Annotated in this window: 17 protein-coding genes, 1 tRNA gene and 1 pseudogene; 11 read left to right on the top strand and 8 right to left on the bottom strand. The window is 70.9% G+C overall.

The window, feature by feature from the left end:
- Positions 1-38: 38 nt before the first annotated feature.
- A tRNA-Sec gene (locus tag KVA01_RS10330) sits at positions 39-133 on the bottom strand.
- Between the two features lie 72 nt (positions 134-205).
- Between KVA01_RS10330 and selD the strand changes: the two genes are divergently transcribed.
- Positions 206-1,261 carry a selenide, water dikinase SelD gene (selD, locus tag KVA01_RS10325; protein WP_068468859.1) on the top strand — a complete coding sequence of 352 codons (1,056 nt, stop codon included), beginning with the start codon at positions 206-208 and terminating at the stop codon, positions 1,259-1,261.
- A 12-nt stretch (positions 1,262-1,273) separates the two neighbouring features.
- Here the strand turns inward: selD and nrfD are convergent, their stop codons facing one another.
- The 4 genes from nrfD to KVA01_RS10300 form a co-directional block, all read right to left on the bottom strand.
- Positions 1,274-2,377: an NrfD/PsrC family molybdoenzyme membrane anchor subunit gene (gene nrfD / locus KVA01_RS10320; RefSeq protein ID WP_068468857.1), complete on the bottom strand. Its 1,104-nt coding sequence runs from the start codon at positions 2,375-2,377 to the stop codon at positions 1,274-1,276.
- Positions 2,374-3,618 (bottom strand): 4Fe-4S dicluster domain-containing protein, encoded by a 1,245-nt coding sequence (locus tag KVA01_RS10315; protein WP_141270134.1) that lies wholly within the window; start codon positions 3,616-3,618, stop codon positions 2,374-2,376. The genes nrfD and KVA01_RS10315 overlap by 4 nt, the downstream gene beginning before the upstream one ends.
- Positions 3,615-7,049: a formate dehydrogenase gene (gene fdh / locus KVA01_RS10310; RefSeq protein WP_231860621.1), complete on the bottom strand. Its 3,435-nt coding sequence runs from the start codon at positions 7,047-7,049 to the stop codon at positions 3,615-3,617. Before fdh ends, KVA01_RS10315 begins: the two co-directional genes overlap by 4 nt.
- 153 nt (positions 7,050-7,202) lie before the next feature.
- Positions 7,203-7,550 (bottom strand): hypothetical protein, encoded by a 348-nt coding sequence (locus KVA01_RS10300; protein WP_068468851.1) that lies wholly within the window; start codon positions 7,548-7,550, stop codon positions 7,203-7,205.
- Between the two features lie 247 nt (positions 7,551-7,797).
- On the opposite strand from KVA01_RS10300, the gene KVA01_RS10295 reads away from it, so the two are divergent.
- Both KVA01_RS10295 and KVA01_RS13245 read left to right on the top strand, forming a co-directional pair.
- A complete protein-coding gene (locus KVA01_RS10295; protein ID WP_082810308.1) occupies positions 7,798-8,493 on the top strand; it encodes an LppP/LprE family lipoprotein in 696 nt (231 codons plus the stop codon).
- Positions 8,384-9,241: pseudogene (locus tag KVA01_RS13245) on the top strand (LppP/LprE family lipoprotein); the annotation flags it as partial. The gene KVA01_RS10295 and the pseudogene KVA01_RS13245, both read left to right, overlap by 110 nt.
- On the opposite strand, the gene KVA01_RS10285 reads toward KVA01_RS13245, so the two are convergent.
- Positions 9,225-9,956: a glycosyltransferase gene (locus KVA01_RS10285; RefSeq protein WP_141270130.1), complete on the bottom strand. Its 732-nt coding sequence runs from the start codon at positions 9,954-9,956 to the stop codon at positions 9,225-9,227. The pseudogene KVA01_RS13245 and the gene KVA01_RS10285 overlap by 17 nt on opposite strands.
- Before the next feature lie 98 nt (positions 9,957-10,054).
- On the opposite strand from KVA01_RS10285, the gene KVA01_RS10280 reads away from it, so the two are divergent.
- Positions 10,055-10,477, top strand: coding sequence for a rhodanese-like domain-containing protein (locus KVA01_RS10280; protein ID WP_068468842.1), 423 nt, complete (start codon positions 10,055-10,057; stop codon positions 10,475-10,477).
- 160 nt (positions 10,478-10,637) lie between these two features.
- On the opposite strand, the gene KVA01_RS10275 is transcribed toward KVA01_RS10280, so the two are convergent.
- Positions 10,638-11,135 (bottom strand): pyridoxamine 5'-phosphate oxidase family protein, encoded by a 498-nt coding sequence (locus KVA01_RS10275; protein ID WP_141270128.1) that lies wholly within the window; start codon positions 11,133-11,135, stop codon positions 10,638-10,640.
- Between the two features lie 142 nt (positions 11,136-11,277).
- On the opposite strand from KVA01_RS10275, the gene KVA01_RS10270 reads away from it, so the two are divergent.
- Positions 11,278-11,913, top strand: a complete 636-nt coding sequence (locus KVA01_RS10270; protein WP_141270126.1) for an endonuclease — start codon at positions 11,278-11,280, stop codon at positions 11,911-11,913.
- A 98-nt stretch (positions 11,914-12,011) separates the two neighbouring features.
- Positions 12,012-13,445, top strand: a complete 1,434-nt coding sequence (locus KVA01_RS10265; protein ID WP_141270124.1) for a YkvI family membrane protein — start codon at positions 12,012-12,014, stop codon at positions 13,443-13,445.
- Positions 13,446-13,523: 78 nt separating this feature from the next.
- Here KVA01_RS10265 and KVA01_RS10260 read toward each other — a convergent pair whose 3' ends face one another.
- Positions 13,524-14,123, bottom strand: a complete 600-nt coding sequence (locus KVA01_RS10260; protein WP_068468837.1) for a TetR/AcrR family transcriptional regulator — start codon at positions 14,121-14,123, stop codon at positions 13,524-13,526.
- A gap of 71 nt (positions 14,124-14,194) precedes the next feature.
- Between KVA01_RS10260 and KVA01_RS10255 the strand changes: the two genes are divergently transcribed.
- The 5 genes from KVA01_RS10255 to KVA01_RS10235 all read left to right on the top strand — a co-directional run bounded on the left by KVA01_RS10255 (position 14,195) and on the right by KVA01_RS10235 (position 20,328).
- On the top strand, positions 14,195-14,857 hold the full coding sequence (locus KVA01_RS10255; protein ID WP_141270122.1) for a GAP family protein: 663 nt from the start codon (positions 14,195-14,197) through the stop codon (positions 14,855-14,857).
- 122 nt (positions 14,858-14,979) lie between these two features.
- On the top strand, positions 14,980-16,626 hold the full coding sequence (locus KVA01_RS10250; RefSeq protein ID WP_141270120.1) for an ABC transporter substrate-binding protein: 1,647 nt from the start codon (positions 14,980-14,982) through the stop codon (positions 16,624-16,626).
- A 42-nt stretch (positions 16,627-16,668) separates the two neighbouring features.
- Positions 16,669-17,619 carry an ABC transporter permease gene (locus KVA01_RS10245; protein WP_141270118.1) on the top strand — a complete coding sequence of 317 codons (951 nt, stop codon included), beginning with the start codon at positions 16,669-16,671 and terminating at the stop codon, positions 17,617-17,619.
- Complete coding sequence (locus KVA01_RS10240) at positions 17,616-18,512, top strand: ABC transporter permease (RefSeq protein WP_068468834.1); 897 nt, start codon at positions 17,616-17,618, stop codon at positions 18,510-18,512. Before KVA01_RS10245 ends, KVA01_RS10240 begins: the two co-directional genes overlap by 4 nt.
- Positions 18,505-20,328, top strand: a complete 1,824-nt coding sequence (locus KVA01_RS10235; RefSeq protein ID WP_141270116.1) for an ABC transporter ATP-binding protein — start codon at positions 18,505-18,507, stop codon at positions 20,326-20,328. Before KVA01_RS10240 ends, KVA01_RS10235 begins: the two co-directional genes overlap by 8 nt.
- Positions 20,329-20,349 lie beyond the last annotated feature (21 nt).

Raw genomic sequence — 20,349 nt, 5'->3', positions numbered from 1 at the left:
TGTGGACCTCGGCGCCGGGGAACCACCGCGCGAGTGGTTGGCGGAGGCGGACGGGAATCGAACCCGCCAGACCGAGCTGCTCGGTCTCACCGGTTTTGAAGACCGGGGCGCCCACCAGGACACGTACGCCTCCGCCAGTGAATGTATCACCGCGCCGGAAGGCCCCGGTCAGCAGGCTGTCGGTGCCCGTTCCTAGACTGGCGCCATGACTGATCGCACCGCAGCACCCGGTTCCACCACCCCTGGCGGCCAGGCAGAGAGGTTCCCCGGCGTGGGTCGCCTCACCGACTACGCGCACGGTGGGGGCTGCGCCTGCAAGATCCCGCCGGGCGAGCTCGAGGACGCCGTGCGCGGCCTCACCGGCCAGGACGCACCGGACGTCCTGGTGGGCCTCGACGACGGCGACGACGCCGCCGCGGTCCTCGTGCGCCCCGACCTCGCGGTGCTCTCGACCGCGGACTTCTTCACCCCCGTGGTGGACAGCGCCTACGACTGGGGCCGGATCGCCGCGGCCAACGCCCTCTCGGACGTCTACGCCATGGGCGGCACCCCGGTGGTCGCCATCAACCTGGTGGGCTGGCCGCGGGAGCTGCTGCCCATGGAGCTGATGTCCGAGGTGCTGCAGGGCGGGCTGGACGTCGCCTCGCAGGCGGGCTGCCCGGTGATCGGCGGGCACTCGATCGACGCCCCCGAGCCCACGTACGGCATGGCGGTCACGGGCACGGCGGATCCCCAGCGGCTGATGCGCAACGACGCCGCCCGCCCGGGGCTGCCGATCACCCTCACCAAGCCGATCGGCGTGGGACTGCTGAACAACCGCCACAAGGCCACGGGCGAGGTGTCCGAAGCCGCCGTGGAGACCATGACGAGCCTGAACAGGGACGCCTCCCAGGCCGCGCTGGCGGCAGGGGTCGAGGCCGCCACGGACGTCACCGGCTTCGGGCTGCTCGGCCACCTCTACAAGATGTGCCGCGCCTCCGGCGTGGGTGCAGCCGTCGACGCCGCCGCGGTGCCCCTCGTGGCCGGTGCCGGAGAGGCCCTGCGGGACGGCTTTGTCTCCGGTGGCACACGACGCAACCTGGACTGGGTGCGCCCGCACCTCGCCGCCGGACCCGGCATCTCCGAGGACATGCTCCTGCTGCTCGCGGACGCCCAGACCTCGGGCGGTCTGCTGGTGGTCGGGGAGGTCCCCGGCTACCCGGTGATCGGCGAGACCACCGCGCTGCCGGCAGACACGGAGACACTCGTCACGGTGCGCTGAGCTCCACGCGGATCAGCGGGGTCCCGTGGTGATCGAGTCGTCGGTGATGCCCGCGGCGCGGCGCTTGTTGAGCCGGTTGCGTTGCGGGATCACAGTGTACTTGGGGTCCTTCACCGACTCCTTGCCGGCCCAGAACACGCCGAAGCGGGTCAGCGCGGAGGACGCCACGAGGGCGGCGCCCGAGAGCACGGCGACCCAGCGGCGTCGTCCCCCGAGCAGCGCGCCGAGACCGCCCACCACGGACAGCCGTTCGCTCCACTCGAGCCACTCGCCGGGCTTGCCCTGCTCGAGCGGTTCCACCGTGACGGGGTCCATCGCGTTCTTCATGACGTGCATGGCCGTGAGCTCTCCGGCCACCCCCGCGATGGCGAAGAACCGAGCCGGGCCCGTTTCCTCGACCGGCGTGGTCAGCATGACCAGCCCTCCCGAGGCGAGCGAGGCCGAGCTCGCGAACACGAACGCCAGGTGCCCGTGCATCTCGTGCCACGTGGGCACGGAGGTGTCGCTGAGCAGCATGGCCGTGTAGGTGGCCATCGGGGCGCCGAGCAGACCGGCCGCGACGCTCGTGGGCAGCTCCAGCGCGTGCAGCACGGGCCGCAGCGGACCCAGCGGCAGGCGTTCGCCCGTCACGCGGTCCACCTCCACGGCGGCGGCCACGCCCGCGTTCGTGGAGAAGGAGGCGAGCACCCACGAGCCCATGCTCATGGGCGAGGTGGGCTTGAACGTGCGCATCATGTGCAGGAAGCGCTCGGGTCGGCCGAGGTCCGCGACGAGGGCGATCCCGCCCAGGCCCGCCGCGGTCAGCGCCGCCAGCCGGGCGTTGCGTCGCATCGTGGGGCGGTCGGTCAGGTAGCCGCCCAGCGCGAGGATCGCGGAGCCCCCGGAGAGCCCGCCCAGGAAGAGGTACGTGGCGATCTTCGAGTCCCACGGCGGGGCCTTGACGATGGGACGGCCGTAGTAGGAGGTGAACTCCGGCTCCGGCACCATGGCGACCTCGCGGGAACCGTCCCCTCCCCCGCGGCGGAACGCCCCGCCGCCGGGTGCGCGGTTCTTGCGACGGCGCCTGCGGCGCGGCTCCTCCGGCGGGCGGTAGCTGTCGTAGGGCGAGATGCTCATGCGCGATCACCCGCCGTGAACGCCGCGACGCCGAGCGCCAGCATCCCCAGGACAGCCACCCCCGCGCGCTTGTACATGCGCGGCAGGTCCGCCGTCGGCACGCGCGGGTCCGGCGGAAGACCGTAGACCTCCGGCTCGTCGAGCAGCAGGAAGATGGAGCCCGTGCCGCCCACGCCGTCCTTGGGGTTGGCGCCGTAGAGCCGTGCCTCGGTCCGGCCCTGCTCGTGCAGCTGCGCCACGCGCTGCTGCGCGGACTCGAGCATGGTCTCCCGCTCCCCGTACTTGATGGACGTGGTGGGGCAGGCCTGCGCACACGCGGGCGTCTGGTCGTTCTTCATGCGGTCGTAGCACAGCGTGCACTTCTGGGCGATGCCGTCCTGCGGCACCTTTACGGTGTCCGGCATGGGCGGGGCGCCCCGCTGCGTCTTGGGCTCCACGAGACCGTCGTTTCGACGCTCGATCACGCCGAACGGGCACCCCGCCACGCATGTTCCGCAGCCGTTGCAGATGTCCTCCTGCACCACCACGGTGCCGAACTCCGTGCGGAAGAGTGCACCCGTGGGGCACACGTCCAGGCAGCCGGCGTGGGTGCAGTGCTTGCACACGTCCGAGGACATGAGCCACCGGAAGTCGGGGGTGTCCAGCACCGGGGAGCCGTCCGTCGCTCCCGTGGCGTCGGCGGGTGCCGGTCCCGAGGAGCAGCCGCAGCCGCCGGAGGAACCGCAACCGCCCGCGGGGGCGGCCTGTGAGGGTGCCGCACCGAAGGGCGCGGAGCACGCGCACCCGAGCCCGGCGGCGTCGTCGGCGGGCTCGGCCGCACCGCACGCACAGTCGCCACCAGCGGGGCCGGCCGGAGCCGCCGAACCGCACGCGCAGCCTCCCCCGGACGGTGACGCCGCGGCGAGAGTTGCCGAGGGCGGCGGACCCACGCGCGGCATCCCCAGGTTCACGAGGGCACGCCCGGACTCGCGGGCCTGCTCGATGCGCTCCTGGGACTGCTCGATGAACGCGACGTGGCGCCACGTGTCCGCGCCCAGGCCGCCGGTGTTGTCGTAGGAGGAACCCAGGATCTCGTAGTCCGAGTCCGCCGGGTTGCGGTTCCACTCCTTGCACGCCACCTCGCAGGCCTTGCAGCCGATGCAGATGGACGTGTCCGTGAAGAAGCCCCGCCGGGGGTGGGAGTGCTCCCAGTAGGTGTCGTTCGAGAAGGTCGAGGTGGGCGTCATGCGGTCCGTGCTCACGTGTCTTCTTCCTGGTCACTCGCGGTGCTCTGCGGGCGGTATGCCGTGGAGCGCCCCGCGGTGTCCCCGCTGCTGCGTGCTCGCAGCGGATCGTCGTTCAGCTCGCGTTCCGGGTCCGTGATCCGTTCCATGCCGGTGCGCACCGTGAGGCCCGCGCGCCGCTGGTACTCGTGCACCAGCTCGTTGCGCTGCGCACCTCGCGGCCGCCGGCCCGGGACGATGTCGCACGAACCCGTCTTGAAGTTCTGGATCTGCACGTTGGGGTCCAGCGTGATGCCCAGCAGGTCGTTGGCACCGTCACCGGTGACCACCGCATCCGTGCCGGCACCCCAGTGGTACGGCAGGCCGATCTGGTGGATGGTCTTGCCCGCCACGGTCAGCGGCGTCATGCGGTCCGTCACCAGGACCTTGACCTCGATGGCCGAGCGCGGCGAGATGATCGTGGCCCAGCCGTACGGCTCCAGCCCCTTGAGCTCCGCGAGCTCCGGGGAGATCTCGCAGAACATCTCGGGCTGCAGCTCGGAGAGGTACGGCAGCCACCGGCTCATGCCACCGGCGGTGTGGTGCTCGGTCAGGCGGTAGGTGGTGAACATGAACGGGTAGACGTCCGTGCCCGGCGCATCGCCACTGGCCGCCGAGAGGTTGTCCTCCCGCGGGAACATGATCCGGGTGGGGTTCTGCTGCTGCGCGTAGAGCGGATTCTCCACGGGGGATTCCTGCGGCTCGTAGTGCGTGGGCAGGGGCCCGTCCAGCATGCCCTTGGGCGCGAAGAGCCACCCCTTGCCGTCCGCCTGCATGATGAACGGGTCGTCACCGGCCAGCGCGGCCGGGCCGCCCTGCTGCGGGTCCGGCGTGCTGCCGGGCTCACGGTCCAGGGGGAAGTCCGGATTGTCCTTGCCCGTCCACGACTTCTTCTCGGGATCCCACCACACGAGCTTCTTGCGCTCGCTCCAGGGCCTGCCCTCCGGATCCGCAGAGGCGCGGTTGTAGAGGATCCGCCGGTTGGCGGGCCACGCCCACGCCCACTCGGACGCGATCTCGTCCTGCTGCCACCCGGGGACGCGCATGGCCGCGCGGTTCACGCGGTCCGCGTAGATCCCCGTGTAGATCCAGCAGCCGCCGGACGTGCTGCCGTCCGTGGTCATCTGGTTGTAGTTCTCGAGCGGCTCTCCGGCCCGCTCACCCGACTCGAAGCGGCCGTTGATCTCGGCGAGCACCGAGACCGGGTCCACCTCGCCCTGCTCGTCCAGCGGGTAGTCCCACGTGAGGTCCAGCAACGGGCGGTCCCGCGGGTCCGTGGAGTCCGCGAGGCGCTCGCGCAGCCGCTTGCCGAGCTCGAAGAAGAACTCCAGCTCGCTTTGCGCGTCACCCGGCGGGGCCACCGCCTGGTGGCGCCACTGCACGAGCCGCTGCGTCTGCGTGAAGGAGCCGGACTTCTCCACGTGCGTGGCCGCGGGCATGAAGAAGACCTCGGTGTCGATGTCCTCGGTCTTCAGCTCACCGGAGGCGATCTCCGGACCGTCCTTCCACCACGTGGCGGACTCGATCATGTTGAGGTCCCGCACCACGAGCCACTTCAGGTGGGACATGCCCAGGCGCTGCATCCGGCCGTTCGCGGAGCCCACCGCCGGGTTCTGGCCCAGCAGGAAGTAGCCCTCCACCTCGTCCTTCAGCATGGACATCAGCGTCTGGTACGTGCCGTGCGCCCCGTTGATCCGGGGGATGTAGTCGTAGGCCCAGTCGTTCTCCGCGGTGGCGGCGTCACCCCACCACGCCTTGAGCAGGTTGACCGTGTAGGCCTCGGCGTTCGCCCAGTAGCCCTTCTGGCTCGTGGTGCGGATGCTGTCCACGTACTCGGTGGAGTTCCCCATGGTCACCGACGGCATGGGCAGGTATCCCGGCAGCAGGTTGAACAGCGTGGGGATGTCCGTGGAGCCCTGGATGGTCGCGTGACCGCGCAGCGCCATGATGCCGCCGCCCGGGCGTCCCATGTTCCCCAGCAGCAGCTGCAGGATGGACGCCGTGCGGATGAACTGGGCGCCGAGCGTGTGCTGGGTCCAGCCCACCGCGTAGGCGAAGCACGTGGTGCGCTCGCGACCGGAGTTCTCGGTGATGGAGCGCGCCAGGTACTCGAAGTCGTCCACCGAGATGCCGCACGCCTCTCGCACCATCTCCGGGGTGTAGCGGGCGTAGTGGCGCTTGAGGATCTGGAACACGCTGCGGGGGTGCTGCAGCGTCTCGTCCCGCACCGGTGTGCCGCCGCCCACGGGCGCGCCGCCGCTGCCGAACTTGTCGCCACCGGCCTCGGCACGCTGCTTGCCGCCCTGGGCGTGCTCGCTCTCGCCCCGCCCGCCGGATCCGTGGTTGATGACGCCGCGGCCCTCGGCGGCGTCGTCCGAGCCCTCCGCGTCCGTGTCCACCGTCTGGTAGGCCCACGACTTCAGGCGGTAGGAGCCGCTCTCCTCGTCGTAGCCGGAGAAGATGCCGTCCAGGTCCTCGGCGTCCTCGAAGTCCTCACTGATCAGATTGGACGCGTTGGTGTACACGAGCACGTAGTCGTGGAACCACAGGTTGTTGCTGAGCACGTAGTTGATGAGCGCACCGAGCAGCACGATGTCCGAGCCCGCACGGATGGGCAGGTGCTTGTCCGCCACCGCGGAGGTGCGCGTGAACCGCGGGTCCACGTGGATGACCCGGGCACCGCGCGCCTTGGCCTCCGTGACCCACTGGAAGCCCACGGGGTGGCACTCGGCCATGTTGGAGCCCTGGATCACGATGCAGTCCGCATTGGCCATGTCCTGCAGTGACTGCGTGGCGCCACCGCGGCCGAACGAGGTTCCCAGACTGGGAACCGTGGCGGAGTGTCAAATCCGGGCCTGGTTCTCGATCTGCACGGCGCCCGCGGCGGTGAACAGCTTCTTGATGAGGTAGTTCTCCTCGTTGTCCAGCGTGGCGCCGCCCAGGGACGCAATGCCCATGGTGCGGCGCAGCGGACGGCCCTCCTCGTCCGTGTCCTGCCAGCCGCGGCGTCGGGACTCGAGGAAGCGGTCCGCGATCATGTCGATCGCGGTGTCACGGTCCAGGGGCTGCCACTCGGCGGCGCCCGGGGCCCTGTAGAGCACCTGGGTCTGGCGGCCCGGGGAGTTCACGAGCTGCTCGCTCGCGGAGCCCTTGGGGCACAGCCGACCGCGGGAGATCGGGGAGTCCGGATCGCCCTCGATCTGGATGACCTTCTCGTCCTTGACGTAGACCTTCTGGCCGCAGCCGACGGCGCAGTAGGGGCAGATGCTCTGCACCACACGGTCCGCCGTGGCGGTGCGGGCAGTGATCTCCCTGGTGTGCTGGGACTGCACCGCCGAGCTGCGGCCGGTGCGGTCCCCCGAGCGGAGCTGGCGGATGACCGGCCACTCCAGCGGGCTGAATCGAGACATGCGAAAAGAATAGACCCTGGCGGGGACACGGTTGTGCACCATCTGTGTCCCGGCCGGGGCCGGGCGGCGCCGCACCGTCCTCCCCCACCGGCCGCGGCGCGGCTCGACGACCTGCCGGGCCGACGACGCCGCCCGCGCGCCGCAGGGCGCCCGTCAGTCCTCGGTCTCGAGCGGGTCCGAGCTGTCGTAGCCGGCGTCCTCGAGGGACTCGTTGACCTCTTCGTCCGCCTCGGGGTCGTCGATCATCGCACCGACCTCGGGGTCGGAGAGCTCCGGGTCGCCGCCCGGTTCGACCATCAGGTCCTCGTCGTCGGCGAGCTGGCGGGCGTCCGCGTCCTCGGGGTGCTTCAGGGGGTCGTTGTCCTGGCCCCAGGCGGCGTCGTCCTCCTCCCAGGCGTCGTCCTCGTCACCCGAGGTCTCGGCGAACTCGTCCTTGCCCAGGATCTCGTCCTGCACCTCGGGATCGTCGAGCGGGTTGGGATCCGGGATGGGCTGCGTCATGGGGTCTGCTCCTCGTTGAAGGTCTCCGACGGCGCGCTGTCACGCGCACGCCCAGACTACGGCCCGCGGCGATCCCCCTCCACACCGGTCCCGAGCCATCCGCGCACTGACACACGGAGGAATCCGGGGGCCGACACGGCATAGATGCATCCATTTGCATACTTTTGGTGCTTAAGTTAAATCGTGCCCGCCACACCGGGCAGATCCCGCGCCACACCGGGGTCCTGACGTCTTCGAGAGGCCCACCATGAGCCCGTCACGCTGCGCCGCAGCCACCACCGCGCTCCTCGCGCTCGCGCTCGGCGGTCTCACCGCGTGCGGCTCGCAGTCGGCAGAGGAACCGCACTCCATGTCCACGACGTCGGTCATCGAGAACGCTCCCACCTCCGGGATCCGGTCCAACGCGGCGTCGGCTGCCCCGGAGAGCACACAGGACTCCAGCCCGAAGCCCCAGGTGACGGATCGCCAGACCGAGATGGCCTCCCCTGCGGGTGAGGCAGTGGGCAAGCAACACGCGTCGAAGACTCCGGAGCCGTCCGGTTCGTGCGGTACGGACTCGGCCCAGAGTGCGGTGGACGCGAACATCGGGAAGGTGAAGGGAATCGTCAACTCCTCGGACTGGTCCGTGGATTCCCTCAGCACCTACGACCCTTGCGCCGCGCTGTCCTGGGTGACGCTGTCGGGCGGCGGCACCGGTTCCTCCCCCAGGCAGCAGATGCTGTTCCACTACGGCGACTACCTGGGCACCACCACGTCCGAGGCCATCGGTTTCCACCCGGCAACGGTCCGCCTCTCCGACTCCTCGATCCAGGTGACCTACACCTACAACAAGGATGGGGAGAGCAACGCTGAAGCAAGCGGTCGCGCCGTGTCCACCTACACCTGGAACGAGTCGACCCAGTCGATCGACCACGCCGGCGAGTGGCCTCCCGGCATCGGCTGAGGCGACGCCGCCGTGGCGCTCACCACCGCTGTCCGCGCTGACGACACACAGTGCTCGGTCGTGCGGACAGCGGTGGCTGGGCGGTCGTACTGACCGCTGCCCCCGTGAGGCACCGGTCCGTTCCGGATCCGTGACATCGAGTCTCAGCATGCCCCTGACCTGGGGAAACTTTGAGACTCCGACTCATCGCAAGCCCCCGACGGCGGGCTGTCCGCCGGTTTGCCATTGCACACCGAGCATCGAGACCCCATGGTGGAGACAGGTCGTCACACCGACGGCCGTACGGAAACCGCCAAGGAGTCACATCATGGGACGCCTCACCCGTCTTTCCACCCGCACCACCGCCGCCGCAGCGGGAGCCCTCCTGCTGACCGGGGGTCTCGCAGGACCGGCGACCGCGTCCGCCCCGGCCTCCGCGTCGCAGGCCGCCTCCGTCGACTGCCCCAACGACTCTCCCGACGTCGCCCTGCGGACGGCGGCCTCCCTGCTCCCGCCGCCGTTCGGCCCGGACGAGCCGAACAACCCCGGATGGGCCATCGACTCCGCGGACACCTCCACCTACAACGGGTGCGTCGGCCTCTCCTGGATCTCCGTGGTGGCCGCCGGCGGCACCACGTCCTCGCCCGAGGCCATCCTGCTGTTCTCCAACGGCTTCTACCTGGGCACCGCGTCTGCCACCCACTTCGGCTTCGAGCCGAAGGTGGAGCGAGTGGACGACTCCACGCTCAAAGTCACCTACCGCTACCCGCTCGAGGGGGATGCCAACACGGTGCCCCGCGGCCGGGTCGTCTCCACCTTCCACTACGACGCCACCACCGGCTGCCGTACATCTGCCGCACGAGCTCCTTGGCCCGGGTGCCCTCCGCCTCCAGCATTCTCTGGAACTCTCCCGCCGAGCTGGTGACGCTCACCTCGCTGCGCACCAGCGGACCCATGAGAGCCCAGTTGGGCCACGGCTGGTGGAAGAACAGCCAGTCGTCCCCGCCCCACACCTTCAGCTCCTCGGGGATCGGCACGTAGTTCTCCTTGCGCAGGCACATGAACATGCCGAAGCTGTTGCCGATCAAATTGCTGCCCGCGATGCGCAACCGCGGTCGCGTGGCCCGTTCCCGGTTGAGGAACGTCCCCTCCAGCGCCAGGATGCCGTGCCGTGGCTTCACCACGAACTCGGCGGCGATGTCCAGGACCACCGGATCGAAGAGCACGTCGTCGTTGATGATGGCCAGGTGATCCGCCACGGCTTCCCGCGCCCCCAGGTTCCAGGCGGGGTTCACGAAGATGTTGCGCTCCTGCTGGAGCACCCGCACGTTTTCCTGCTCGAACACCAGCGGTGAGGGATGGTTGTTGATCACGAGCTCTTCCCGCACCGCGGGGTGCGCGGCGCACAGCGCCACGAGATCGGGCAGCTCCCGGGCACGCTGCAGTGTAGGAATGATGACCGAGAAGATCTGTGTGGGGGGCACCACACGATCGTAGCGGCACGTCCGCGGATCCGGCTTCCGGTGAGTCATGCTTCCGGGCAACGGCCGTCCCGCCCGGACGCGGGTCGTAGCCTGGGCCCATGCCCGGTCTCCCCTCCCCCACCGAACCCCGCTCCGTGCGCTTCCTCGAACGGGTGCGCGCGGACCTCGACCGTCTGACACCGCAGCAGGCCCTGCGCGAGCAGCGCGACGGCGCGGTCATCGTGGACGTGCGCACCGAGACGCACCGGCGGGGCGGCCCGCACATCCCCGGCTCGCTCGTCATCGACCTGACCGTGCTGCCGTGGCGCCTGGACCCGGACTTCGCGTGGTCGATCCCGGAGGCCGTGTCAGCGGAGCAGCGCTGGATCCTGGTGTGCCGCCACGGGTACTCGACCTCCCTCGCGGCCTGGAACCTGCGCCAGATGGGGCTGTCCCGCGCCACGGACGTGATCGGCGGCTTCGACGCGTGGACCGAGGCCGGGCTGCCCACCACCACCGACGCGCCGGACGTGCGCCTCTGAGGTGACGGCGTCGGCCGTGCGTTTCCGAGCTGTGGCGTCGGGCCCCCGGCTCCGGGCGGAAGGCTCTCGGGCGTCCGTCTTTGGACGCGAGGCCCCAGGACGTGCCACGGGGCCGCACCCGTGTGACACGGATGCGGCCCCGAGGTGTGGGACGGGTGGGTCAGAGGTTGACGACGCCGCTGTCGCCCTCGACGGTCTCGCCCGTCACCCGGGTCTTGAGGAGGTTGGCGACCTGGGTGATCTTGCTGCCGCCCGGGGTGTCCCAGTACTCGGCGGTGTGTGCGTCGATCTCGATGAGCACGTTGTTCGGGTTCTCGGGCCCGCCCTCGAGCCACGAGTCGGTGAACGAGCTCCACAGCTCGCGCAGCTTGTCGGGATCGTTGACGATGCGCGCGGTGCCGCACAGCGAGACCCACGAGCCGCTGCCGGAGTAGGCGACGTTCACCTCGGGGTTCTTCTGGATGGCGAGGCCCTGGTCTGACGCGCGCTCGGCGATGAAGCGCACGGTGCCGTCGAAGTCGACCTCCTGCGTGGCCATCGGCCGGGACACGAGGTGTCCGTCCTCGTCCTGGTGGGTGAGCATCGCGATGCGCGTGCCCTTGATGATCTTCCGGACCTTCTCGACGTTCTCGTTCTCGAGGTTCTCGTTGTCTGCCACCGTGACGCTCCTTGTCGTTGAGACCGTGGTCGTGCGCCGCTCCCCGGCGGGATCCACCGGGCCGCACACATCATCAGTCTAATTACCATGGGGCAAGGACCCGAAAGACCCGCTGCGCCGGGCAGGACACGGAGGCATTCCCATGAGCCGTTCGCACGAGGAGACGGTGGCGCTGCTGCTGGAGCGCTTCGACCGGACCTACGCGCAGGAGGCCGGGATCGAGCTGGCGAACACCCCCGCTCCCCTCTACCAGCTGCTGGTTCTCGCGAACCTGCTCTCCGCGCGGATCGGGGCGCCGGCGGCCGTCGCCACCGCGAGGGAACTCTTCGCCGCCGGGTTCCGCACGCCGTCAGCCATGCGGGCGGCACCGCGGCGTGCGCGCATCGCCGCCCTGGGCCGCGGTGGCTACCGCCGCTACGACGAGCGCACGGCCACGATGCTCGCCGACGGCGCGGACCTGCTGCTGGAGCGCTACGACGGCGACCTGCGGCGCCTGCGCGATGCGAGCGCGTCACCCCGCGAGATCCTCCGGCTGCTGCAGGAGTTTCCGGGGATCGGCCCCACGGGTGCTGCGATCTTCGCCCGCGAGGCGCAGGGTGTGTGGACCGCGCTCGCCCCGTTCTTCGACGCCAAGGCGCTGGCCGGGGCGCGGAAGGTCGGTCTCCCGGACGAGGCCGCCCGGCTGGCCGATCTCGTGCCGCCCGCCCGGCTCCCGGTGCTCGCCTCCGCGCTCGTACGAGTGGCGCTGCACCGCGGTTCGGGGGATCCGCTGGCCTGAACGACCAACGGCCACGTCCGGGAACACCGGCGGACACGGCGGCGTCGCCCCTGTCCGGCGGCGCCCACCGCCTGTCGCGTGGAGGTTCGTGCCGCGGTGTGAAACTCTCGACAGCGGTACCGGCCCTGCGGGGTGACGACGCACGAGAGGACGAGGCACACGTGGTCAAGCGGATCATCATGATCGGACTGGCGTATTTCGGGGTGACCGTGGGCGCAGGATTCGCCTCCGGGCAGGAGATGCTCCAGTACTACGTGTCCTACGGCTGGTGGGGTGTGGCCGGGGCGCTCGTGAACCTGCTCGTGATGCCGATCACTGCCATGGCGATCCTGCAGTACGGCAGCTACTTCCGGGCCCAGTCCCACGGCAAGGTGTTCCACTCGATCACCTCGATGCTCGTGGCCAAGTTCATGGACTACGGGCTGTCCGTGGCCCAGTTCTGCGTGGGGTTCGTGATGCTCGCCGGAGCGGGATCCAACCTCCACCAGCAGTTCGGCCTGCCGCTGTGGGTGGGCTCCGCCCTCATGGTGGTGCTCGTGCTCGGGGCGGGCATGCTCAACACGGACAGGGTGAGCAACCTGATCGGCGGCATCACCCCGCTGATGATCGCGCTGCTGCTCGCCGCCGTGGTCTACGCGGTGCTCACGTTCGACGGCACGCTCGAGGGCGTCCACCAGTTCGCGCTGCAGCACGGCACCCCTGCCCTGCCCAACTGGTTCCTGGCCACCGTGAACTACACGGGGCTGTCCATGTTCAGCGGGATCGCGATGGCGATCATCATCGGCGGCTCCAACTGGAGCCCCCGCGCCGCCGGCTGGGGCGGGTTCCTGGGCGGGCTGATCTTCAGCGGCCTGCTGCTGCTCATGGTCGTGGCCCTGCTGCTGCGGATCGAGGACGTGTACGACGCCGACCTGCCCACCCTCGCGCTGATCGACAAGATCAACCCGGTGCTGGGCGTGATCGCGTCCGTGGGCACCTACCTCATGATCTTCAGCACCGCGCTGGGCGTGTTCTACTCCCTAGGCAGGCGCCTCGCCGCACCGCGGCCCGCGGCCGGTCGTCTGATCTTCGCGGTGGTGACCCTGGTCGGTTTCGGACTGAGCTTCCTGCCCTTCACGTCCCTGGTCAACAACGTGTTCCCGGTGATCGGCTGGCTGGGTGTGCTGTTCGTGGCGATCCTGCTGGGCACCTGGCTGATGAGCGCCCGCACGGACATCAGCGAGGAGGGACTGCGCCGCGACAGGATCCGTGCGCTCCTGCTCTACCGGCTGGACCCCCAGCGCCGCTGGACGCCCCGACACGCGAACACCCTCATCCAGGCCGTGGACGAGTCCAACCTGCGGGCCCGCCAGCTCGGGGACTTCGTGGCCCCGGACCTCGCCCGGGAGGCGCAGCTGACCCGCGGGATCGAGATCTCCGAGGAGGAGCAGTCGCGGCTGGGCGAGCGGCTCTCGGACCTGCAGCGCGAGCACCGCGAGGGTTCCGAGAAATCCGGCGCGCACAGCGCCCAGCAGTCCGACGAGCGGGACTGACCCCGCCCGCGGAACGCAGCGGCGTCGTCGTTCTCCTGGCGCTCACTGCCGCACCGCGCGCCGGGGCGGCACAGAGGTTCAGTCCCTCAGGATCAGCCGCAGCCCGCGGTCCAGAGCGGCCTCGACCTCGACGCGCACGCGCGCCGGGGCGTTGAGGTGGTCAAGCGTCAAACCGTTCACCAGCGCTGTGACCAGGGGAGCCGCGGTCTCCGGGGTGAGGCCCTCGCGCAGTCTGCCGTCCGCGCGTGCCCGCTCCAGCGTCTCGCGCACGCCGTCGTGGAACAGCCGCATGCCTGACCAGTACGGGCCCGCGAGCCAGTCGCGCGTGGCCGCCGCCGCGCCGTAGCTCACCCAGACCGCGGCGTCCTCGTACCGGACCCCGTCCAGGGGAAGCAGCTCACGGAGCGTGAGTGCCATGGACTCCCGGTAGCTCTCCACCCGCCCGACCGTCCTGATGCGTTCTGCCTGCCGTGCTACGGACCGTTCGAGGGCCGCGAGCAGCAGGTCCTGACGCGTCCTGTAGTGGTACTGCACCGTGCCGGCCGAGAGTCCCGACTGCTGGGCGACGCTGCGGACGCTGACCACGTCGAATCCGCGCTGGGCGATCACCCGGATCGCGGCGTCGGCGATCTTCACCTGTGTGGCGGTCCTCGCGGGAACCGTCCGTTCGTCCTTCATGTGCCCCTCCCCTCTCGTACGAGTGTATAGTCCATGGCAGTTCATACATTCGTACGAGACATGAGGTGCACATGGGCGACCTTCTCGCACTGGCCGGACTCGCGCTCCTGGACAGCACGAGTCTGGGAACGCTCGTCATCCCGCTCGTGCTGGTCATCGCGCGGCGCAGGGTGGACGTCGGACCCCTGTCGATCTACTTCGCCACCGTGGTGGTCATCTACTACGGGCTGGGCGTGGGAATCGCCCTGGGCTTCGACATGCTCTCCGACACGGCCTCGCAGGTCTGGTCGAGCCGGCCCGCCCAGTGGTTCAAGCTCGTCGCGGGACTGGCCCTGTTCGGCTACGGGCTCCTCGCGCCCGATCCCGTCAAGCGGGAGGAGAGCCGCAAGGCACCCACACGGCTGAGCCCCGGCACCATGATCGCGCTCGGTGCGGGCGCCGCCCTGACGGAAGCGGCAACCATGGTCCCCTACCTCGCCGCCAACGGGATCATCACCGCCATGCCCGTCGGGTGGCCCGTGCGGCTCGCACTGCTGGCCGGGTACTGCCTGGTCATGATCCTGCCGGCACTGGTGCTGATCGCAGCTGCGGCAATGCTGGGTGAGAGACTTTGGCCCCGACTCGAACGTCTCGTTCCCACGCTCGAGCGCCAGACCAAGATCACGCTGCTGTGGGTCGCATCGCTCGCTGGTCTGTGGATGGCGGGCACCGGGTTCTCCGAACTCGATCTCTGACCCCGCGGCGTCGTCGCCGGACGAAGGACACACCCGGAATCCTTGAGCGTGTCAGAGGCGGGCGGGACAATGGTTCGGCACGCGGTGTCGTGCACCCTCCCGAGACAACGGAAAAGAGAAGCATGCGCACCCGGCACTCCCGTCTGCTGGCCCTGCCCGTCACCCTGGTGGTGGCGGCGCTCTCGCTGAGCGGCTGCTCCGGCGGTCAGGGCTCGGGCACGGAGAACACGCGGACCACCCTGAACTACGCGACCGGCGATGCCGAACCGGAGTGCCTGGACCCCCACGTGGGCGGCAACTACCCCCAGGCGCTGCTCGGCACCAACTTCGCGGAGTCGCTCGTGAGCCGGGACAAGGACGGCAAGATCGTCCCTTGGCTGGCCAAGTCCTGGAACGTCTCCGAGGACGGCTCCACGTGGGAGTTCCACCTCAAGGACGGTGTGAAGTTCACGGACGGGACCCCGCTCACGTGGGAGGCCGTCAAGGCCAACGTGGACCACCTGCTCAACCCGGACACCGCCTCCTCCACCGGCTACCTGGCGTTCCAGCAGATCAAGGACGTCACCCGCGGCGCGGACGACCACGTGGCCGTGGTGCACCTGAAGCAGCCGGACTCCGCCCTGCTGGAGTCCTTCGCGCAGCCGTGGAACGCGATCGAGTCCCCCACCGCGCTGAAGCGCACCCAGGCGGAGAACTGTGCCTCGCCCGTGGGGACCGGCCCGTTCGTCGTCGACTCCTGGACCAAGCAGGACCGCGTGGTGCTCAAGCGCAACGAGAACTACTCCTCCGCCCCCGCGGACGCCGCGAACCAGGACGGCCCCGCCAAGCTGCAGGAGATCGTGTGGCGCTTCATCCCGGACGCCACCACCCGCTACAACGCGCTGTCCTCCGGTGAGGTGGACGTGATCGACAACGCCCAGCCCAATAACATCGTGGCCGCCGGGAAGGACTCCGGACTGGAGGACCTCAATGCACCGCGCCCCGGCTCCTCCAACCGGATCGAGCTGAACTCGGGCCACGCCCCGTTCAACGACAAGAAGGTGCGCGAGGCGTTCATCCGCGCCGCGAACGTGGACGACGGCATCAGCTCCCTGTTCATGGGCACCGCCCAGCGCTCGACCTCCGCCCTGGGCTCCACGGAACCCCTGGGGCGCGAGATGCCGAACTCCTACCCGCACGACCTCGCGGAGGCGAACCGCCTGCTGGACGAGGCCGGCTGGACCAAGGGCTCGGACGGCATCCGGCAGAAGGACGGCAAGAAGCTCACCGCGCGCTTCCCCGTGAGCACCAACCAGTCCATCCCGGCGGAGCAGTCGCTCTTCGAGCAGATCCAGGCCGGCGCCAAGGAGGCCGGCTTCGACGTGAAGCTCGAACCCGTGGACCTGCAGTCCTGGTACGCCGCGCTCGGCAAGGACGAGTACGAGCTCGTGGACGCCCCCTACACCAAGGTGGGCCCGGACGTGCTGCGGATCCTCTACCATTCGGACTCCATCAAGCCCGCGCCGTCCGGCTACTTCGCCAACCACGCGCAGATCGACGACAAGAAGCTCGACGACGTCCTCGACAAGACCCAGGCCTCCACGAACGCGGACGAGCGGAGCAAGCTCTACGAGCAGGCGCAGCAGATCATCGCGGACGCCCAGGTGATCCTGCCGCTCTACGACCAGCAGAACCACTTCCTGCACTCCACGGGTGTCAAGGGTCTGCGCGCCCTGCCGACCGTCAACACCCCCACGTTCCTGGACGTGGGACCGCTGCCGGCCCGGTGATGCCGCGACCGGCAACGCCCGCGCAGAAGCCGGTGCGCTGAAGTGGCCGCGGTGACCCGCCGTCGTCCCCTCTGGCGCGCCGCCCTGGTCCGCCTGGGTGGCGCGCTGGTGGCGCTGTGGCTCGTGGCCACGGTCGCCTTCGCCGTGCTGCAGCTACTGCCGGGCGACCCCGCGGAGGCGGCGCTGGGTGGACCGGGATCACAGGCTAGCGTCGAGGCCCTGGAGGCCGCGCGCGAGCAGTACGGCCTGGACCGTCCGCTGCCCGTCCAGTACGTCGCGTACCTGGGGCGGGTGCTGACCGGTGACCTGGGCACGAGCTACTCGCACCGCGCCCCCGTCACCGCGGTGATGGGCCCGCTGATCGGCCCCACCCTCACCCTAGCGGTGCTGGGCCTGCTCGCCGCGTGGGTGCTGGCGCTGGTCACGGCCATGATCGCGACGGGCATGTCCCGGGCCGCCGCGCGCGTGGCCTCCGGCGTGGAGCTCGTGGCCTCGGTGCTGCCGGGGTTCTGGCTCGCGTCTGTGCTCGTGATCGTGTTCTCCTCCCGCCTGGGCTGGTTCCCGCCGGTGTCCAACGGCTCGGCGGCGGGGCTTGTGCTGCCCGTCCTCTCACTCGCGATACCCCTGGCCGGGTACCTCTCCCAGACCATGCGCGAGGGCATGCTCGAGGCCATGGCCTCCCCGTTCGCCCTGGCCGCCCGCACCCGCGGCGAGAGCCAGTGGGGTCTGCGCGTGCGCCACGCCCTGCGCCACGGACTGGTCCCCGGCATCAACCTCTCCGGGTGGTCCTTCGGCTACCTGGTCTCGGGGGCGGTGGTGATCGAGACGGTCTTCGCCCGCCCGGGTCTCGGCCGCTCGCTGGTCGCCGCGGTGACCTCGCGGGACGTGCCCCTCGTGCTGGGCGTGACACTCTTCGCTGCCCTCGGCTACGTGGTGGTCACCATGCTCGCGGACGCCCTGAGCACCGCCGTGGACAGGAGGGGTGCCGCGTGAGCGCCGCTCCCTCCCTCCACGCCCCGGAACACACGGCACGACGACGCCGCCGCCCCGCCTCCCACGGGCGCGCCACCGCCGCCGCGCGCCTCGGCCGGTGGACGCTGCTGCTCTGCGCCGCGCTGCTCGTGCTCGCGGGACTGTTCCCGGACCTCGTGGCCCCCGGTGACCCGCTCGCCGTGGACCCGTCCCGGGCCTTCCGCTCCCCCGGCTGGGGTCACCCGTTCGGCACGGACGAGTCCGGCCGGGACGTCTTCACGCGCGTGGTGCACGGCGCGGGCCCCTCCCTGTTCATCGGCGTGACCGCGACCGTGCTCGGTGTGGGTCTCGGCGCCGTCCTGGGACTCGTCACGGGTCTGGGTGGCCGGAGGGTCGACGCCGCCGGGTCCCGGCTCGTGGACGCCATGCTCGCGTTCCCCACGCTGCTGCTCGCCCTGCTCGTGATCGCTGTGCGGGGCCCCGGGGTGGCGGGCGTCGTCGTCGCCGTGGGGCTGTCCTCCGCGCCCGGCTATGCGCGGCTGCTGCGCTCCGAGGTGCGCCGCGTCGCTCGCTCCGGCCACGTGGAGGCCGCGCGAATGCTCGGCCACTCGCCCGCTCGAATCGTCGTGCAGCACGTGCTTCCCGGGGCGCTCGGCCCGCTGCTGGCGGTGGCAACCCTCGGCATCGGTCAGGCCATCGTGTGGGCCTCCGCGCTCGGCTACCTGGGCCTCGGGGCGCCACCCCCGGAGCCGGAGTGGGGCGCGATGCTCAACGCCGGCCGCACCTACATCACGAACGCCTGGTGGATGACGGTCTTCCCGGGACTGGCCACCGTGGCGGTGGGCGTGGTCGCCACGCTGCTCGGGCGCCGCACGTCCGCCCGTCTAGCCGGACGGAGGGCTTCCGATGGCTGACCCCACACCCCAAGACCCTGTGGTCGTGGCCCGGAACCTGCGCGTGCGCTTCGGGGACGTGGAGGTCGTGCGCGGGCTGGACCTCGTGCTGCCGCGCGGCCGAGCCGTCGCCCTCGTGGGCGAGTCCGGCTCCGGCAAGTCCGTCAGCGCCCGGGCGCTCGTCGGCCTGACCGGCGGCACCGTGACGGCGGACGAGCTGCGGGTCGCGGGGCACGACGTCGTCGGGCTCCCCGAGCGGGGACGCCGCGCGGACCGCGCGTGGCGCCGGATCCGCGGCCGCGCCGTCGGCACCGTCCTGCAGGACGCCCTGGGCTCGCTCGACCCCCTGCGCACCGTGGGCGCGGAGGTCGCCGACGCAGCCCGTCTCGCGGGCGTGGACCTGGACCTCCCCGCGCTGTTCGAGTCCGTGGGACTGGATCCAGCGGCGGCCCGACGACGCCCCGACGAGCTCTCCGGCGGCATGCGCCAGCGCGCCCTGATCGCCGCAGCGCTGGCCGCGGACCCGGACGTGGTGGTCGCGGACGAGCCCACCACCGCGCTGGACACCACCCGCCAGGCCGTGGTGCTGGACCTGTTGCGAGCGCGGGTGGAGGCCGGCGGCTCGTTGCTGTTCATCACCCACGACCTCGGAGCGGCGCGCCGGGTCGCGGACGACGTGCTGATCCTCGACGCCGGGCGCGCGGTCGAGTCCGGCCCGTTCCGCGAGGTCATGGCCTCCCCGTCCTCGGCCGAGGGCCGTCGGTTGGTGGCCTCGGTGCCCTGGCAACGTCCGCGTGGACAGGCACTGCACCCCGACGCCGCCGCCTCCGGTACCGTGCGCACGAGCCGTGGCGGGGCGGTCGCCGTGCGTGGCACCGAGGCCGTCGCTTCCCGCACCGAGCGGGATGCTTCCCCCGCAGCCCCGGGCACACCGCCCCTCGCGGCCCCGCACTCCGGCGGGGGCTCCTCCCCGGGTGCCGCGCAGGGCTCCGTTCCGGGCACCGCCCCGAGGCTCGGGGATCCAACCTCCGAGGGTCTCGCACCGGGCGAGCCGCCTGTGCACGTCACGTCCCCGGGCCCGGGGACGGTCCACGCCGGCCGGGTGCTCCTGGAGGCCCGCGACGTCGTCGTGCGGTACCGGGGCGCCGCCGAGCCCGCCGTGCGCGGGGCGGACCTGACGCTGAGGGCGGGCCGCACCGTCGGTCTCGTGGGCGAGTCCGGATCGGGCAAGTCCACGCTGCTGCGCGCGCTGGCCGGGCTGCTGCCGGTCGAGTCCGGAGAGGTGCTGCTGGACGGCGAGGCGTGGTCCGCGCTGCCGGAACGGCACCGCCGCACCCGACGCCGCAAGCTCGCCATGATCGTGCAGGACCCCCTGGGCTCGTTCGAACCGCGGTGGGACGTGGGGCGGCTGCTCACGGATGCGCTGGGTCGTCGCGACCCCGAGCGAATCCGGGAGCTGCTGCGCTCCGTGCACCTGGACCCCGCGGTGGCCGAAGCCCGCCCCAGGACACTGTCCGGGGGTCAGCGCCAGCGCGTGGCGATCGCCCGCGCCCTGGCCGTGGAACCCGCGGTGCTCCTGGCGGACGAACCCGTCTCCGCCCTGGACGCCTCCGTCCAGGCCCAGGTGCTGGACCTGCTCGACGAGCTGCAGGCGGAACGCGGGCTCGGGATCGTGCTCGTCTCGCACGACCTGGGCGTCGCGCGGCACTCCTCGGACGACCTCATCGTGCTGCTCGACGGTCTCGTGGTCGAGTCCGGCGCTACTGAGGACGTCCTTTCGCACCCGCAGCACCCGTTCACGAAGGAGCTCATCGCCGCCGCCCCGCGACTGGGGTAAGTGCCGCCGCTGAGGTACGCG

The sequence above is a fragment of the Kocuria varians genome (assembly GCF_006539885.1).
Lineage (GTDB): Bacteria > Actinomycetota > Actinomycetes > Actinomycetales > Micrococcaceae > Kocuria > Kocuria varians.
Note: the sequence above shows the minus strand (reverse complement) of the source record. Positions and strands in the feature narration are given on the sequence as shown.

Coding starts and splice junctions, on each gene's coding strand:
- KVA01_RS10260 (WP_068468837.1), bottom strand. CDS start 14,123: ATGAAGGACGAACGGACGGTTCCCGCGAGGACCGCCACACAGGTGAAG.
- KVA01_RS10270 (WP_141270126.1), top strand. CDS start 11,278: ATGAGCCGTTCGCACGAGGAGACGGTGGCGCTGCTGCTGGAGCGCTTC.
- nrfD (WP_068468857.1), bottom strand. CDS start 2,377: ATGAGCATCTCGCCCTACGACAGCTACCGCCCGCCGGAGGAGCCGCGC.
- KVA01_RS10280 (WP_068468842.1), top strand. CDS start 10,055: ATGCCCGGTCTCCCCTCCCCCACCGAACCCCGCTCCGTGCGCTTCCTC.
- KVA01_RS10235 (WP_141270116.1), top strand. CDS start 18,505: ATGGCTGACCCCACACCCCAAGACCCTGTGGTCGTGGCCCGGAACCTG.
- KVA01_RS10255 (WP_141270122.1), top strand. CDS start 14,195: ATGGGCGACCTTCTCGCACTGGCCGGACTCGCGCTCCTGGACAGCACG.
- KVA01_RS10250 (WP_141270120.1), top strand. CDS start 14,980: ATGCGCACCCGGCACTCCCGTCTGCTGGCCCTGCCCGTCACCCTGGTG.
- KVA01_RS10300 (WP_068468851.1), bottom strand. CDS start 7,550: ATGACGCAGCCCATCCCGGATCCCAACCCGCTCGACGATCCCGAGGTG.
- KVA01_RS10295 (WP_082810308.1), top strand. CDS start 7,798: ATGAGCCCGTCACGCTGCGCCGCAGCCACCACCGCGCTCCTCGCGCTC.
- selD (WP_068468859.1), top strand. CDS start 206: ATGACTGATCGCACCGCAGCACCCGGTTCCACCACCCCTGGCGGCCAG.